This is a genomic window from Streptomyces sp. NPDC050504 (assembly GCF_044458065.1).
GTDB lineage: Bacteria > Actinomycetota > Actinomycetes > Streptomycetales > Streptomycetaceae > Streptomyces.
This window is the reverse complement of sequence record NZ_JBITHO010000003.1, coordinates 90,333-105,785: the sequence shown is the minus strand read 5'-3', so window position 1 is coordinate 105,785 and position 15,453 is coordinate 90,333. Positions and strand designations below refer to the sequence as shown.

At 74.3% G+C, this 15,453-nt stretch carries 10 protein-coding genes; all 10 read left to right on the top strand.

The genetic code is table 11. The features are described from left to right. Window positions 1-101 precede the first annotated feature (101 nt). The 10 genes from ACIBNE_RS11795 (at window position 102) to ACIBNE_RS11750 (ending at window position 15,425) form a co-directional block, all read left to right on the top strand. On the top strand, window positions 102-1,631 hold the full coding sequence (locus ACIBNE_RS11795; RefSeq protein ID WP_399271655.1) for a flavin monoamine oxidase family protein: 1,530 nt from the start codon (window positions 102-104) through the stop codon (window positions 1,629-1,631). A 160-nt stretch (window positions 1,632-1,791) separates the two neighbouring features. Beyond that, window positions 1,792-3,126 carry an O-acetylhomoserine aminocarboxypropyltransferase/cysteine synthase family protein gene (locus ACIBNE_RS11790; protein WP_399271361.1) on the top strand — a complete coding sequence of 445 codons (1,335 nt, stop codon included), beginning with the start codon at window positions 1,792-1,794 and terminating at the stop codon, window positions 3,124-3,126. Window positions 3,127-3,273: 147 nt separating this feature from the next. Then, the gene (locus ACIBNE_RS11785) at window positions 3,274-4,443 is read left to right on the top strand and encodes a homoserine O-acetyltransferase (RefSeq protein WP_399271360.1); all 1,170 of its coding nucleotides are present in this window, start codon (window positions 3,274-3,276) and stop codon (window positions 4,441-4,443) included. Window positions 4,444-4,508: 65 nt separating this feature from the next. Then, on the top strand, window positions 4,509-5,825 hold the full coding sequence (locus ACIBNE_RS11780; protein WP_399271359.1) for an APC family permease: 1,317 nt from the start codon (window positions 4,509-4,511) through the stop codon (window positions 5,823-5,825). Window positions 5,826-5,906: 81 nt separating this feature from the next. Beyond that, a complete protein-coding gene (locus ACIBNE_RS11775; protein ID WP_399271358.1) occupies window positions 5,907-7,211 on the top strand; it encodes a homoserine dehydrogenase in 1,305 nt (434 codons plus the stop codon). Beyond that, window positions 7,208-8,662 carry an MFS transporter gene (locus ACIBNE_RS11770; RefSeq protein ID WP_399271357.1) on the top strand — a complete coding sequence of 485 codons (1,455 nt, stop codon included), beginning with the start codon at window positions 7,208-7,210 and terminating at the stop codon, window positions 8,660-8,662. The genes ACIBNE_RS11775 and ACIBNE_RS11770 overlap by 4 nt, the downstream gene beginning before the upstream one ends. After that, on the top strand, window positions 8,655-10,865 hold the full coding sequence (locus tag ACIBNE_RS11765) for a molybdopterin oxidoreductase family protein (RefSeq protein WP_399271356.1): 2,211 nt from the start codon (window positions 8,655-8,657) through the stop codon (window positions 10,863-10,865). The genes ACIBNE_RS11770 and ACIBNE_RS11765 overlap by 8 nt, the downstream gene beginning before the upstream one ends. After that, on the top strand, window positions 10,862-12,628 hold the full coding sequence (locus ACIBNE_RS11760; protein ID WP_399271355.1) for an FAD-dependent oxidoreductase: 1,767 nt from the start codon (window positions 10,862-10,864) through the stop codon (window positions 12,626-12,628). The genes ACIBNE_RS11765 and ACIBNE_RS11760 overlap by 4 nt, the downstream gene beginning before the upstream one ends. After that, window positions 12,625-13,941, top strand: a complete 1,317-nt coding sequence (locus ACIBNE_RS11755) for an aspartate kinase (protein WP_399271354.1) — start codon at window positions 12,625-12,627, stop codon at window positions 13,939-13,941. The genes ACIBNE_RS11760 and ACIBNE_RS11755 overlap by 4 nt, the downstream gene beginning before the upstream one ends. Beyond that, window positions 13,938-15,425, top strand: coding sequence for a glutamate-5-semialdehyde dehydrogenase (locus ACIBNE_RS11750; protein ID WP_399271353.1), 1,488 nt, complete (start codon window positions 13,938-13,940; stop codon window positions 15,423-15,425). Before ACIBNE_RS11755 ends, ACIBNE_RS11750 begins: the two co-directional genes overlap by 4 nt. The last annotated feature ends 28 nt before the right edge of the window (window positions 15,426-15,453 follow it).

Genomic DNA, 15,453 nt, shown 5'->3' with positions numbered 1-15,453 from the left:
CGGCTTCACGAACGGGACACGAGGCGGAGGCAGCGGTGGCGGATGCGTACGGCAGCAGACGGGATTTCCTGCGGAACGTGGGTGTCGTGGGCGGCGCCGGGATGCTCTGGGCGACCATGGGCGCGCTCGGTCTCGCCCCCGACGCCCGTGCGGCGCAGCAGGCGTCGGCGTTCGTGCCGCCGCGTGCGGGTGACTTCACCGATGGCCGGAAGGCGCCGCGGATCGTGGTCCTGGGGGCCGGAATCGCCGGTCTGACGGCGGCGTACGAGCTCGGAAAGGCCGGATACGACTGCCGGATCCTGGAGGCCAAGCAGCGCCCCGGCGGGCGGAACTGGACCGTGCGCTCCGGCACGGAGGAGCGGGAGCTGGGCGGGCGCACCCAGCGGGCGGAGTTCTCCGCCGGGCAGTACTTCAACGCGGGCCCCGCCCGCATCGCGCAGCACATGGTCACGCTCGACTACTGTCGCGAACTCGGCGTCCCCATCGAACCGTTCGCCAACCAGAACGGCGACGCCTACGTCTACCTGGACAAGGTCGGCACGCCCCTGCGGCACCGCACGGTGAAGGCCGACGCCCACGGCTACGTGTCGGAGCTGCTGGCCAAGGCGGTCGACCGCAGGGCGCTGGACAAGGAGCTGACCGCCGACGACCGCGAGCGGCTGCTGGCGTTCCTCGGCGACTTCGGCGCCATCGGCAAGCGCGCGGACGACCGGGACTACCGGGGCGGCCCCCGCCGCGGCTACCGCACCCCGCCGGGGGCCGCCGACGCCGCGGGCGAGCTGTACGGCCCGGTGCCCTCGCTGTCGGAGTACTTCGCCCGGGGCAGCGGCCGCTACCTCTCCTTCGAGGTGGACTACGACCAGGCGATGATGATGTTCCAGCCGGTCGGCGGCATGGACCGGATCGTCGACGCGTTCGTCGACCGGGTCGGCGAGCGGCGCATCTCCTACGGGGCGGTGGTCCGCGAGATCCGGGACCTCGACTCCGGCGTCGAGGTGCGGTACGAGGACGCGCGCGGCCGGGAACGGGTCGAGCGGGCCGACTTCTGCGTGGCCGCGCTGCCGCCCAACGTCCTGGCGCGCACGGAGCACAACCTCGGCTCCGCGGTGGCCTCCGCGCTGCGGGTGCCCGCTCCGCTGGCCGTCGGCAAGCTGGGCCTCGAGTACCGGCGCCGCTGGTGGGAGGAGGACCACCGGATCTACGGCGGCATCACCGAGACGGACCTGCCGCTGACGCACGTCTGGTACCCCTCACACGGCTTCCACTCCCGGCGCGGCGTCCTGGTCGGCTACTACCACTACCGCGAGGACGCGCTGGCGTTCGGCAGGCTGACGCCCCGCGAGCGGACCGCGAAGGCCGTCGCCCTGGGCGAGCGCATCCACGGCCCGGCCCACCGCGAGGAGCTCGCCTCGGGCTTCGCGGTCGCCTGGCACCGCATACCGCACATCGAGGGCGGCTGGATCGAATGGCCGGAGGACTCCGGCGCCGCCTACGACCTGCTGAACGAGCCCGCCGGGCGCGTCTACTTCGCGGGCGACTGGCTCACGCACTACATCGGCTGGCAGGCCGGGGCCATCGGCTCCGCCCGGCGCGCCGTGTCGCTGCTGCACGAGCGGTCGGTGCGCACGTGACCGGGACGTCGGCGCCGCGCCGGCTGATGAACAGGACCGGGCGCTGGCTGCGGCGGGTCAACCGCCGCCTGGAGGAGCTGTACCAGTCCATGACGTACCTCTGACCCGGTACGCCGGCCCCTTTCACCTCCCACCCCTTTTTCCGGAAGGACCCCTCTCCATGCTGTCCAGCGACGAAGCGGAGCTGTTCGACGACCGCGGTTACGTCCGGCGCGAGTCGGCGACCGTCCAGGGCGGCCGGCACGTCCGCATGGGCGTCAACCCGCCGCTCATCACGCCCATCTACATGACGGCCGCCTACGAGTTCCCCGACGCCGACATGGCGGCCGGGCTGTTCGGCCTCGAAGGCAACGGGCACGCCTACACCCGCCTGGGCAACCCCACCCTGAACGTGTTCGAGGAGCGCATGGCCCAGATAGACGGCGGCGTCGCCGGTCTGGCCACGGCCTCCGGGCACGCGGCGGTGACGCTGTCGATCCTCAACCTGGTCGAGGCGGGCGACAACATCGTCTCCTCGAACGAGCTGTTCGGCGGCATCTGGAGCCTGCTGGGCGCCACGCTGCGGCGGCTCGGCGTGGACACCAGGTTCGTCAGCCCGGCCGACCCGAAGAACTTCGAGGAGGCGACCGACGACAGGACCCGCCTCTACTTCGGCGAGACCCTGCCCAACCCGCGCCTGCGGATCTTCCCCATCGGGGAGGTCGCCGAGATCGGCGCGCGCTACGGGATCCCGCTGATCATGGACAACACCCTGCAGCCGTTCACCTGCCGCCCCTTCGACCACGGCGCCGCGGTCTCCGTCTACTCGGGCACCAAGTACCTGGGCGGCCACGGCTCGGCGATCGGCGGCGTCATCGTCGACAGCGGCAACTTCGACTGGGACAACTCCCCGCGCCACCCGCAGATGACCCTGCCCGACCCCGCGTACGGGAACGTCGTCTGGGGCGAGGAGTGCCGCAAGCTCCCCGACACCCGGGGCCGCAGCAGCTACCTCTTCAAGGCCCGCGAGACCCTGCTGCGCGACCTCGGCCTGTGCCTGAGCCCCTTCAACGCCTTCCTCATCCTCCAGGGCATCGAGACGCTGCCGCTGCGCATGCCCGCGCACTCGGACAACGCCCTGAAGGTCGCCGAGTTCCTCGTGGGCCACCCCAAGGTCGACCTGGTGCGCCACCCGAGCCTGGCGGAGGGCACCGAGGCCGAGCAGGTCGAGCGCTACCTGGGCGGCGGGTTCGGGCCCATGGTGATGGTCGAGCTGAAGGGCGGACGGAAGGCGGGGGCCCGATTCATCGAGGGGCTCAAGCTCTTCTCGCACGTCACGAACGTCGGCGACGTGCGCTCGCTGGCCACCCACCCCGCCTCCACGACCCACGCCCACCTGCCGGAGAAGGACCTGCTCGGCGCCGGGATCACCCAGGGGTCGGTGCGGCTCGCGGTCGGCCTCGAACACCCCGACGACCTGATCCACGACCTGGAGCAGGCACTGGCCGCGGTGTAGCGCCGCCCGGCCGTACGACTCCACCCGGCCGTACGACTCCACCCGGCCGTACGACTCCGTACGACCGGAAGTACCGCCCGGCCGTACGGAGTCGTACGGCCGTACAGCTCCGCCCGTTCGAACCGCACGCGACAACAGGGGGATCTTGTGGTGCTCAAGGGCTGGCCCGCGCCGACCAGCAGCCGTCTGTCGTTCGTCACGCCCTTCCCGGAAGGCCGTCCGCTACACCTCGCGACGGGCGGGCGATTAGCCCCGGTACAGGTGGCGTACGAGACCTTCGGCCGGCTCAACGAGACGCGCGACAACGTGGTGTTCGTCTGCCACGCGCTGACCGGCGATGCGCATCCGGCGCGCCACGGCGCGGACGACGCGCCGGGCTGGTGGGAGGCGATGGTGGGCCCCGGCCGACCGGTGGACACCCACAAGTACTACGTGGTCTGCGCGAACGTCCTCGGGGGCTGCGCGGGCACCACGGGCCCCTGGGCGGCGGGACCCGACTCCGTGCCCCACGGGGACGCGTTCCCCGAGATCTCCGTGGCCGACATGGTCGCCGTCCACCGCGCCCTGCTCACCACCCTGGGGATCCGCCGGCTGCGGGCCGTCGTCGGCGGGTCCCTGGGCGGGATGCAGACCCTGGAGTGGCTGCTGCGCCACCCGGGGGACGCGGACGGCTTCGCGGTCATCGCGTCCACGGCCCGGCAGAGCGCCGACAACCTCGCCTGGAACGCGATCGCCCGGCACGCCATCCGCAGCAGCGCCGCGGTCGACCCCTCGCGGGAGGACGGCCTGCGCGCGGGCCTGGGCACGGCCCGGATGATCGCCCACCTCACGTACCTCTCCGAGCGGTCCCTCCAGCGCAAGTTCGGCCGCACCGCGCGCAGGAGCGGCACGCGCACCCATCCGTCGCCGGTCGTGCAGGGCGACTTCGCCGTCGAGGGCTACCTGGAACACCAGACGGACAAGTTCCTGCGCCGCTTCGACGCCCGGAGCTATCTGCACCTCATGGACGCCATGGACCGCTTCGACGCGTTCGCGGCCCCCGACCGGCTGCACACCCTGCCCGTACCGCCCGACGTGCTGCTCTACAGCTTCGCGTCCGACCGGCTCTTCGGCCCCGAGCACAGCGAGCACGTCAGGACCGGGCTGGCGGCGCGCGGCCTGGCCGCCCGGCACGAGCGGGACACGACGAGCGACGTCGGACACGACGCGTTCCTGCTGGAGGTCCCGGGCTTCCTGGCCGCCGCGGCCGGGTTCCTGGCGGGACTCGACCGGCGCCCCGCCGCCGTACGCGGCGACCTCGTCCCCAGCTCCGGCTGACGCCCCGGCCGGTCCGCACTCCCCTGCCCGTCCGTACGGCCCCGACCCCACGGAGAGAAGAAGACATGAGTTCCAGCCATCGCATCGGCGTGGCGCAGGGAACCGCGCTGTACGTCGGCGCGGTCCTCGGCGGCGGCGTCCTCGCCCTGCCCGCCCTGACGGCACGCGAGGCGGGCCCGGCCTCCCTGGTGGCCTGGGCCCTGATGGTCGCGTTCTGCGTCCCGATCGCCAGCGCGTTCGCCTCGCTCGGCATGCGCTACCCCGACGGGGGCGGGGTGGCCACCTACGCGGCCAAGGCGTTCGGGCCCCGCACCTCGGCCCCCGTGGGCTGGCTCTTCTACTTCGCCGTCCCCGTCGGCACGGCGAGCGCCGCCATCGTCGGCGGCTCCTACGTCGCCGACGCGCTGGGCGGCGGCTACCTGATGTCGCTCGGCGTCGCCGCGGTCCTGCTGCTCGGCGCCTACATCAGCAACTGGCTGGGCCTGAAGCTCTCCGGCGGGCTGCAACTGCTGCTCGTCGGGCTGCTCGCCGCCCTCATGGTCGTCGCCATCGCGGTCGCCGCGCCCGACTCGCACGGCGACAACTTCACCCCGTTCGCGCCGCACGGCTGGTTCGCCGTCGGCCACGCCGCCACCCTGCTGTTCTTCGCCTTCTCCGGCTGGGAGGCGGTCTCGCACCTGTCGGGCGAGTTCTCCAACCCCCGGCGCCAACTGCCCATCGTCACCGGCCTGACCATCGTCGTCGTGGCCGTCCTCTACCTGGGCGTGGCCACCACGTCGATGGCCGTGCTCGGCTCCGACCCCGAGCGCGGCTCGGTGCCGCTGACCCTCCTGCTGGAACGGGGCATCGGCGACTCCGCCCGCGCCGTCACCGCGGGCGCGGCCGCCCTGCTCACCTTCGCCACCGTCAACGCCTACATCGCGGGCGGCTCCCGGCTCGGCGCCGCCCTCGGCAGGGACGGCGACCTGCCCAGGGCCCTGGGCAAGGGCCACCGCGCGGGCGAGATCCCCAAGCGCAGCCTCGTCGTCCTCGCGTCGCTGACCGCCGTACTGCTGGTGTGCGCGGCCGTCCTGGACATCAGGCTCGACCCGATCATGACCGCGGCCTCGGCCTGCTTCGTCGCGGTGTACGTCGCCGGGCTCTCCGCCGCGGTCAAGCTGCTGCGCGGCAGCCCCTTCGGCCGCCTGGGCGCCGTCGTCTCGCTCGTCGCCGTCCTGGTCGTCTTCTGCTTCTTCGGCTGGTACCTGCTGCTGCCGGTGTCGCTCGCCGTCGGCGCCAAGGTCTTCCAGCGCTTCACGGCGGGGCGCGCGGCACCCGCCGAACCGGAAGCGGCCCCCGCCGCGCAGGAGGACCGGCCGTCCTCCGAGACCGTCGCCGGCTGAGCGCTCCACCGGGCCGACGACCGACCGGCCCGTCGCGCGGACATCCACCGCGCGGACATCCACGAACTCTGGGGGGACCACATGAAACGCACCACGGGGGCGCTCCGCGTCGCGCTCCTCGGGCACGGCACCGTGGGCGCCGAGACGGCCCGCGCCCTCACCGGGCGCGCCGCCGAACTGGCGACCAGGACCGGCGCGCCCGTAGAACTCGCGGGCATCGCCGTACGCAGACCCAGGGAACTGCCGGGCATCGACGGCTCCCTGGTCACCACCGACGCGCACGGCCTCGTCACCCGGGGCGACGTCGACGTCGTCGTCGAGCTCATCGGCGGCATCGAACCGGCCCGCTCCCTGGTCACCGCCGCCATGGAGGCCGGGGCGTCCGTGGTCACCGCGAACAAGGCGCTGATCGCGGCCGACGGCGTCGAACTGCACCGCATCGCCCGCAAACAGGGCGTCGGCCTCGCCTACGAGGCGGCCGTCGCGGGCGCCGTGCCGGTGCTGCGCCCGCTGCGGCAGTCGCTGGCCGGCGACCGGCCGCTGCGGGTGACGGGCATCGTCAACGGCACGACCAACTTCATCCTGGACCGGATGGCGGACTCCGGGGGCACGTTCCAGGGCGCCCTGCACGAGGCCCAGCGCCTCGGCTACGCGGAGGCGGACCCCACGGCCGACGTCAGCGGCGCGGACGCCGCGGCGAAGATGGCGATCCTGGCGCGCATCGCCTTCGACACCGAACTGCCCCTGGAGGAAGTCCGCTTCGAGGGCATCACCCACATCGGTCCGAGCGACGTCGCCCACGCGGACGCCAACGGCTGCGTCATCAAACTGGTCGGGATCTGCGACCGCACGCCGGACGGCGTCAGCGCCCGCGTCCACCCCATGCTCGTCCCCAGGGGACACGCGCTGGCCGGGGTGCGCGGAGCGGACAACGGCATCCTCGTGGAGGCGCTGGCCGCGGGCGAGCTGATGTTCCACGGGGCGGGCGCGGGCGGCCTCGCCACGTCGAGCGCGGTGCTCGGCGACCTCGTCGAGCTGTGCCGCGAACGGGTCGCGGGCCGGGGCGCGGCACAGGCGGAGCTCTCCCGGGTGCTGCCGCACGGCCCCAGGTCGCAGGTGGCCGCCCGCCACCACATCAGCATGTTCGTCACCGACGAACCCGGGGTCCTCTCGCGGATCAGCGCGGTCTTCGCCGACCGGGGGGTCTCCCTGGAGACCGTACGGCAGGAGGGGCTGGGCGCCGAGGCGGAACTGGCGCTCGTCACGCACCCGGCCACGGACGCCGCGATCACCGAAGTGATCGCCGGGCTCGGCGAACTGACCTGCACGCGCGAGGTCATCCGCAGCATCCGCCTCCTGGGGACCCGGAAGGAGCCGGTGGGGTGAGCACCGAACTGCGTGCTCCGGCCACCGAGGCGGATCCGTCCCCGCCGGGGAACCCGGGCAGGGCCGACGGCCGGGGACCGGCCGGGGGCCGCTGGATCGAGCACTGGGAGCCGGGCGACGCCGAGTTCTGGCGGAGCACCGGACGGCGGGTGGCCCGGCGCAACCTGCTCTGGTCGGTGGTCAGCGAACACCTGGGCTTCACCGTCTGGACGCTGTGGAGCGTCGTCACCGTCGAGCTCTCGGACCGGAACTTCACCGCCGACCAGCTCTTCTGGCTGGTCGCCCTGCCGAGCCTGGTCGGCGCCGTGCTGCGCATCCCGTACACCTTCGCGCCCGCCCGCTACGGCGGGCGCAACTGGACGGTCGTCAGCACGCTGCTGCTCCTGGTGCCCGCCGTCCTGCTGGCCGTCGCGGTCGCCGACCCGTCCACGCCGTACTGGTTCTTCCTGCTGTGCGCCGCGACCGCTGGCCTGGGCGGCGGCAACTTCGCCTCCAGCATGGCCAACATCACCCACTTCTACCCCGAGTCCCGGCAGGGCGCGGCCCTCGGCGTCAACGCCGCGGGCGGCAACGTCGGCGTCAGCTCGGTGCAGTTGGCGGTCCCGTTCGTCATCTCGTCCCTGGGGCTCGCCGCGGCCGGTCTCGTCTGGCTCCCCCTGGTGCTCCTGGCCGCGCTCGGCGCCCTGCTGCGCATGGACAACCTGCGGACGGCGGCCACCGCCCCCGTGCGGCCCTTCGAGGCCCTCAAGGCGGGCCAGACCTGGCTGGTCGCGGTCCTCTACATCGGCACGTTCGGTTCGTTCGTCGGCTTCTCGACCGCGCTGCCCCTGCTGCTGACCGTGGAGTTCCCCGGCACGGACGCCGTCCACTACGTCTTCCTGGGCGCGCTCGTCGGCTCGGCGGCGCGCCCGCTGGGCGGCCTGCTGGCCGACCGGTACGGCGGGTCCGCGGTCACCCTGGCCAACTTCCTCTGCATGGCGGCGGGTTCGCTGGGCGCGTGGGCCGCGGTGCGCGGCCACTCGTACGCCGGTTTCCTGCTCGCCTTCCTGGCGCTCTTCCTCACCGCGGGCATCGGCAACGGATCCACGTACCGGATGATCCCCGCCCTGTTCGTCGCGCGCGCCCTGCGCGAGGGCGGGCCCGGCGACGAGCGGGAGCGGCGCGCCAGGGGCCGACGGCTGGCGGCCGCCGCGCTGGGGCTGGTCTCCGCGATCGGCGCCCTGGGCGGGTTCTTCGTCAACCGCGCGCTCGGCGAGTCCATCGGCGCGACGGGCGACTCCGGCGGCGCGCTGCTGGCCTTCACCGCCTACTACGTGCTGTGCGCGGCCGTGACCTGGGTGTGCGGCCGCAGGCTCGGCGGTGCGGAACGGGCGGGTGGTTCGCGGCTCGGCGGTGCGGGACAGGTCGGCGGTTCGCGGCTCGCCGGTGCGGGACGGAGCGGCGATGAGTGAGCCCCTGCCGACGGCCGCCGCAGCGCCGCACGGTACCGCCACGCACTGCCCGTACTGCGCGCTCCAGTGCGGCATGTGGCTGCACACCGACGACACGGGCCGCACCACCGTGGCCCCCCGCGACTTCCCCACCAACCAGGGCGGACTGTGCCGCAAGGGCTGGACCGCGGCCGACCTCCTCGCACGGGGCCGCAGGCTCACGACGCCCCTGGTGCGGCGCACCCCCGGCGGACCGCTCGAAGAGGCCGACTGGGACGAGGCGCTGCGCCGCGTGGCCGACGGGATCCGCGCGATCCAGCGGAGCCACGGCCCCGACGGCGTGGCCGTCTTCGGCGGCGGCGGGCTGACCAACGAGAAGGCGTACCTCCTGGGCAAGTTCGCCCGGGTCGTGCTGCGCACGGCGAACATCGACTACAACGGCCGGTTCTGCATGTCGTCGGCCGCCGCCGCAGGCCTGCGCGCGTTCGGCCTCGACCGGGGCCTGCCCTTCCCGCTCGCCGACGTGGGACGGGCCGACGCGCTGCTCCTGGTCGGCGCCAACCCGGCGGAGACCATGCCGCCGTTCGTCCGCTACCTGGACGCCCAGCAGGCGGCGGGCGGCTCCCTGGTGGTCGTGGACCCGCGGCGCACCGCCACCGCCGCCCGCGCCGACCTGCACCTGCGGCCCGTACCCGGCACGGACCTGGCCCTGGCGGCCGGTCTGCTCCACATCGCCGTGGCCGAGGGCCTGGTCGACGAGGAGTACGTGGCCGGGCGCACCCGGGGCTTCACCGACGTGCGCGAGAGCGTCGCCGCCTACTGGCCCGAGCAGGTCGAACGCCTCACCGGCGTCCCGGTCGCCGACCAGTACCGCGCCGTGCGCCTGCTCGCCGCCGCCCCGCGCGCCCTCGTCCTCACCGGGCGCGGGGGCGAACAGCACCGGAGCGGCACCGACACCGTCAGCGCGTTCATCAACCTGGCCCTGGCGCTCGGCCTGCCCGGCCGGGAGGGCTCCGGATACGGCTGCCTGACCGGGCAGGGCAACGGCCAGGGCGGCCGGGAGCACGGCCAGAAGGCGGACCAGCTGCCGGGCTACCGCCGCATCGACGACCCGGCGGCCCGCGCCCACGTCGCCCGGGTCTGGGGCGTGCCGCCCGACTCCCTGCCGGGCCCCGGCGTCAGCGCGTACGAACTGCTGCGCTCCCTCGGTACGGAGGGCGGGCCGCGCGGCCTGCTGGTGTTCGGCAGCAACCCGGTCGTCTCGGCGCCCAACGCGAACCTGGTCGAGGAGCGGCTGCGCGGCCTGGACCTGCTGGTGGTCGCGGATCCGGTGCTCAGCGAGACCGCCGCACTCGCGGACGTCGTCCTGCCCTCGGCCCAGTGGGCGGAGGAGGACGGCACGACGACCAACCTGGAGGGCCGCGTCATCCGCAGGCGCCGGGCCGTCGCGCCGCCTCCCGGAGTCCGTACGGACCTGTGGACGCTCACCGAGCTGAGCCGCGGGCTCGGCCGGTCCACCGGGTTCTCCGACAGCGCGCGCGAGGTGTTCGACGAACTGCGCAGGGCGTCGGCGGGCGGGCCCGCGGACTACTCGGGCATCACCTACGGGCTCATCGACGCGCAGGACGGGGTGTTCTGGCCGCGGCCCGGGGCGGGGCCGGGGGAGGAGGCGGGTGAGGAGGCGGGTGAGGTGCCGGACGGGTCGTCGGACGCGCCGGGCCCCGGCCTCCAGGGCGTGCCGCCCGGTCCTCAAGGGCCGCCCGCCGAGGGCACCCCCCGGATGTTCCTCGACGCCTTCGCCCACCCCGACGGCCGGGCCCGTTTCGTGGCCGTCGACCACACGCCGTCGGCTGAGACGCCCGACGCGCACTACCCCCTCCACCTGACCACCGGACGGATCATGCAGCACTACCAGAGCGGTGCCCAGACCCGTCGCATCTCCGCACTGACCGACGACGTCGGCGAACCGCACGTGGAGATCCACCCCGACCTGGCCGCCCGGTACGGCGTCGCCGCCGGGGACCGGGTCCGGCTGGTGAGCCGCCGCGGTTCGGCCGAGGCGGCCGCCAGGATCACCGCGGCGGTGCCCCCGGACACCCTGTTCATGCCGTTCCACTGGGGCGGCGCGCAGCGGGTCAACTCGGTGGTGGGCGACGCGCTCGACCCGGTGTCCCGGATGCCGGAGTTCAAGGTCGCCGCCGTACGGCTGGAGCGCCTGGGATGACCCCCACGCATCTGGTCGTCGTCGGCAACGGCATGGCGGGCCACCGGGTGGCGGCCGAGACGCACCGCCGCGACCCGGCCGTGCGGATCACCGTCGTCGGCGGCGAGCCGAGGCACGCGTACAACCGGGTCCTGCTGACCAACCTGCTGGCGGGCCGGGCCACCGAGGAGAGCATCGCGCTGCCCGCGCTCCCCCCTGACGTGTCCGTGCTCACCGGCCGGACGGCCGTGGCCCTGGACGTGTCGGAGCGCGCGGTGACGCTCGACGGCGGGGACGTCCTGCCGTACGACCGGCTGGTCCTGGCCACCGGCAGCACGCCTTTCGTACCGCCGCTGAAGAGGCTCGTCGGCGACGACGGCAGTCTCGTGCCGGGCGTCGTGGCCTTCCGCACCCTCGACGACTGCCGACGCATCGCGCGGCTCGCCGACGCGGGGACGCGCGCCCTCGTCCTGGGCGGCGGCCTGCTCGGCGTCGAGGCGGCGAGGGGGCTCGCGGAGCGCGGCCTGAGCGTTCGGATCCTGCACGCGGCGCCGCACCTGATGGAACGCCAACTCGACGGTACGGCCGGGGCGATGCTGGCCGAGTCGCTGGGCGGGCTGGGCATCGAGGTCCTGACCGGGATCGACGTGGTCGGCGGCGCGCGCGACGAGGAGTCCGCGGGCGTCGGACTCTCTTGCGCGCCGACGGGGACCGCCCCCCACGCGTCCACAGGGACGGACCCCACCGGCGCGACCACCGCCACCGGCCGCACGGGCGCGTCCACTGCCACAGGCCGCACGGGCGCGTCCACCGGCACCGGCCGAACCGGCGCGTCCACCGCCACCGGCCGCACGGGCGCGTCCACCGCCACCGGCCGCACCGGCGCGTCCACTGCCACCGGCCGCACCGGCGCCTTCGCCGCCACCGACCCCACCGGCACATTCGCCACCACCGAACTCGCCGACGCCTTCAACGGCGTCGAACTCGCCGACGGCCGCACCGTCCCGGGCGACCTCCTGGTCGTGGCGTGCGGCACGCGCCCCGACATCGCCCTGGCCAGGAGCGCGGGTCTCGCCACGGGGCGCGGCGTGCGGGTGGACGCGTGGATGCGGACGAGCGATCCGGCCGTGTACGCCGTGGGCGACTGCGCCGAGCACGAGAACACCGTCTCGGGCCTCGTCGCCGCCGCCTGGGACCAGGCCGGGGTCGCGGCGGCGGCGCTGACCGGCGCCGCCGGCTCCCCGCCGTACCGGCCGAGCCGCCCGGTCGCCCGCCTCAAGGCGGCGGGCGTCGACCTCGCGGCGCTCGGCGACCCGACCGCCGGGGCCGGTCCCGACCGCGAGGTCGTCACGTACACCGACACCCGGCGGGCCGTCTACCAGCGGATCGTGCTCAGCGGCGAGCGCGTCACCGGCGCGGTCCTGCTCGGCGACACCTCGACCGCGGGCATCGTCACCCGGCTCTTCGACCGCCAGGAGGCGGTGCCCCGCGACCGCAGGCTGCTGCTCTTCCCCGAACTCGCCGAAGCGGGCGCCGCGACGGGCAACGGCCCCGCGGCGCTCCCGGACGACACGGTCGTCTGCCAGTGCAACGGCGTCACCAAGGGCGCGCTGCTGCGCTGTCGGGCCGGGGGCGCGCGCGACCTGGCAGCCGTCGCCCGCGCGACCGGGGCCACCACGGGCTGCGGCGGCTGCGCGCCGACGGTCGCGGAACTCCTCGCGCTCCCGACGGCAGAAGCACCGAAGAACCCCACAGGGACGACAGAAAGGCAGGAAGAAGAATGACGCTCGTCGTGCAGAAGTACGGCGGCTCCTCGGTGGCCGACGCCGAGTGCGTCCAGCGCGTCGCCCGGCGGGTGGTGGCGGCCAGGGAGGCGGGCCACGACGTCGTCGTGGTGGTGTCCGCCATGGGGGACACCACGGACGAACTCCTCGACCTGGCGGACCGGATCAGCACCGGCCCCGCGGGCCGCGAGCTGGACATGCTGCTCACCGCGGGCGAGCGCGTCTCCATGGCCCTGCTCGCCATGGCCGTCACGGAACTCGGCCACCACGCCACCTCGTTCACCGGTGCGCAGGCGGGCATGATCACGGACGCCGTGCACGGCAGGGCGCGGATCGTCGAGGTGGTGCCGGACCGGATACGGGCGGCGCTCGCGGCCGGGTCCGTCGTCATCGTGGCGGGTTTCCAGGGCGTCTCGCAGGACACGCGGGACGTGACGACCCTGGGGCGCGGCGGCTCCGACACCACGGCGGTCGCGCTGGCCGCGGCCCTCGACGCCGACCTGTGCGAGATCTACACGGACGTCGACGGCGTGTTCACCGCCGACCCGAGGATCGTGCCCGCGGCCCGTGCGCTGTCCGAGGTCGGCTACGACGAGATGCTCGAACTCGCCGCCCACGGCGCCAAGATCCTGCACTCGCGCTGCGTGGAGTACGCCAAGCGCTACCGGGTCCCGCTCCGGGTGCGCTCCTCGTTCGCGGACGACATCGGATCCGCCGCGGCCCACGCGGGCACGCGCATCACGCCCACCAAGGAAGGCACGCCCACCAAGGAAGGAACGACGGCCCCCGCCATGGAAGCCCCGCTGATATCCGGAATCGCGCACGACCGCGGCCGGTCGAAGATCACTGTCGTCGGCGTCCCGGACAAGCCGGGAGCGGCCGCCGTCGTGTTCGGCGCGCTCGCCGACGCCGGATGCGACATCGACATGATCGTGCAGAACGCCTCGACCGAGGCCACGGACTGCACGGACATCTCCTTCACCCTGCCCGCGTCGGGGACGGAGCCCGCCCTGGAGGCCCTGCGGCGCATCCAGCAGGACACCGGCTTCCCGGCGCTGCGCCTCGACGACCGGGTCGGCAAGCTCTCCGTGGTGGGCCTGGGCATGCGCTCCCACCCCGGGGTGTCGGCCACGCTGTTCTCCGCCCTGGCTGACACCGGCGTCAACATCCAGATGATCTCCACGTCGGAGATCCGCACCTCGGTCGTCGTCCACGCCGACGACATCGAGGCCGCGGCCCGCGCGGTCCACACGGCGTTCGGCCTCGACAGCGAACGGCCCGAAGCCGTGGTGCACGGAGGTACGGGCCGATGACCGCCTCGCCCCCGCTGCACCCCTCGCTCCCCGCACCCCTCTGGAACCCCACACCTCACATGCCGCACACCCCCGCCACGCCCCCCACCTCCTCCGCGCCCTCCGCCACGCCCTCCGCACCCCCCGCCTCCTCCGCACCCCCCTCCTCCCCCTCCTCCGTACCGCCCTGCACGTCCCTCGCGTCCGGCACGGTCCGCGAGGCCGCCCTGGCCGCCAGGTCCGCCGCCGACCGCCTCGCTGTCACCACGGGCGCCGAGCGCGACGCGGCGCTGGTCGCGGTGGCCGCGCGGCTGGCCGCCCGCGTCCCGGACGTCATCGCCGCGAACGCGATGGACCTGGCCGCCGCCCGCGCGGCCGGACTGCCGGACGCGGTGCTCGACCGGCTGACGCTGACGGCGGGGCAGGTCGAGGACCTGGCCGCCATGGTCCGCGCGCTGGCGGACCGCCCCGACCCGCTCGGCGAGGTGATCAGCGGGGCGGTGATGCCCAGCGGCCTGGACGTACGGCAGATCCGCACCCCGATCGGCGTGGTCGGCATGGTCTACGAGGGCCGGCCCAACGTCACGGTCGACGCGGGCGTGCTCTGCCTCAAGAGCGGCAACGCGGCGCTGCTGCGCGGCTCGTCGACCGCCCGGCACACCAACGCCGCACTGGTGGAGATCATGCGCGAGGGGGTCGCGGACGCGTCGCTGCCGCCCGACGCGCTCCAGACCGTCCCGGGCGCCACCCGCGACTCCGTACGCGAACTCATGTCCCTCACCGGCCTCGTGGACGTCCTGATCCCCCGGGGCGGCCGCGAACTGATCAGGACCACGGTGCGCGAGTCCGCCGTACCCGTGATCGAGACGGGGGTGGGCAACTGCCACGTCTACGTGGACGAGCACGCCGACCTGGACATGGCACTGGACATCCTGCTCAACGCCAAGACCCAGCGCCCCTCGGTCTGCAACGCCGCCGAGTCCCTCCTCGTGCACGCCGCCGTCGCCCCCGCGTTCCTGCCCCGCGCCCTGGCCGCCCTGGCGGAGCGGAAGGTGACGGTCCACGGCGACGAACGGGTGCGCGCCCACAGCGACGCGGTGGTGCCCGCGACGGACGAGGACTGGGGGCGCGAATACCTGTCCCTGGACATCGCGGCCGCGGTCGTGGACTCGCTGGACGCCGCCGTACGCCACATCCGCCTGCACGGCAGCGGCCACACGGAGGCGATCGTCACCGACTCCCAGACGGCGGCCCACCGCTTCGTCGCGGCACTGGACACCGCGGTGGTGGCGGTCAACGCCTCGACCCGCCTGGCCGACGGCGCGGAACTGGGCCTGGGCACGGAGCTGGGCATCTCCACCCAGAAACTGCACGCCCGCGGCCCCATGGGCCTCACGGCCCTGACCACCACCAAACACGTCCTGACCGGCACGGGCCACGTCCGAGGAGCCGCCCGGAAGTTCCCCGACCTGAGCTGCGAGGCCCTGAACACCCCGACGCCGTAGCCCCGAACCTGTTGACGGAGGGTCAACC